This is a genomic window from Streptomyces sp. B93, assembly GCF_018070565.1.
In the GTDB taxonomy this organism is placed as follows: Bacteria; Actinomycetota; Actinomycetes; order Streptomycetales; family Streptomycetaceae; genus Streptomyces.
Genome location: NZ_JAGPXL010000112.1, coordinates 1 through 1271, shown reverse-complemented (window position 1 = coordinate 1271; position 1271 = coordinate 1). Strand labels below are relative to the sequence as shown.

Sequence of the window (1271 nt, the reverse complement as noted above, 5' to 3'; positions counted from 1 at the left end):
CAGGTCCGTTTTCCCTTCGGGTGGGCTGCGTGGTGGGGGTCGGTTGAGGGGCGCGTCGGCGCCTCGCCAGCACGCCGGGCCGGCTCAGCGGCTTGCGGACCGGTGGGGAGGGGTGAGTCCGGTCTCTGGTGTCACATCAGCCTCAGGAGTGGGCGGAGTTGGTGGTTGCGGGGGTAAGTGGTGCCTTTTGCTCATGGGGTTTCTGGGGTGCCTCTCTGCTACCTGGGTGTATGCCCTTGTTCGTCAGGGGTGGGTGGGTCAAAGGGGCCAATCACTGCCAGCGGTCGGAAAATGCGTCGACAGGAACGTTCCGTGCCGGGGAGAGTGGTCGGCCGTGACGAGTAGTGAGCTGTGGGGCCGTGCGACCGCCGAACGCTACGACGCCGAGGAGACCGAGATGTCCTCGGCCGCCGTTCTCGGGTCGACTCTTGACTTCCTGACAGAACTCGCCGGGGGCGGGCGGGTGCTGGAGTTCGCCATCGGGACCGGGCGGGTGGGGGTCCCGCTCCGGGAGCGTGGTGTGCCGGTCGTGGGCATCGAGCTGTCCGAGCACATGGCCGCGGTGCTGCGGCGCAAGGTCGACGAGGAGACGCTCCCGGTGGTCCTCGGGGACATGGCCACCACCGTCGTACCCGGCGAGTTCACCCTGGTCTATCTCGTCTACAACACCATCTCCAACCTGCTCACTCAGGACGAGCAGGTCGAGTGCTTCCGCAATGCGGCGCGGCATCTCCGGCCCGGCGGCCGGTTCGTCATCGAGTTGGGCGTGCCGCCGCTGCGGTCCCTGCCGCCCGGCCAGGTCGCCGTGCCGTTCGACGTCTCCGAGCGCCACCTCGGCTTCGACACCTTCGACCTGGTCGAGCAGATCCTCGTCTCGAACCACTTCACCCTCGACGGCGACGACGGCCGCTACCGTCGCGGCAATTCACGGCACCGGTACGCCTGGCCTGCGGAACTCGACCTCATGGCACGGATCGCCGGGCTCGAGCTGGAACGGCGCGTCGCCGAATGGAACGGGGAGCCCTTCACCCAGGACTCCGCGAAGCACATCTCCGTATGGCGCAAGCCCACCTGAGCCCAGCCCGGCCCAGCCAAGACTGGCCGTGGCCAAGACCAGCCGTGGCCAAACCAGGCCAAGCCACGGCCGACCGCCAATGTCAGCCCCCACCGGCCCGCAAGCCGCTAAGCCGGCCCGGCGTGCAGGCGAGGCGCCGACGCGCCCCCACCACCCCGGCTCACCACTCAGCCGACCCAAGGGACCGACACAGCTC

Annotated in this window: 1 protein-coding gene; it reads left to right on the top strand. The window is 69.0% G+C overall.

Going from position 1 to position 1271, the window contains the following annotated elements; all coding sequences use genetic code 11:
- The first annotated feature begins 334 nt into the window (after window positions 1–334).
- Window positions 335–1075, top strand: a complete 741-nt coding sequence (locus KBY47_RS36140) for a class I SAM-dependent methyltransferase (protein ID WP_210928869.1) — start codon at window positions 335–337, stop codon at window positions 1073–1075.
- Window positions 1076–1271 lie beyond the last annotated feature (196 nt).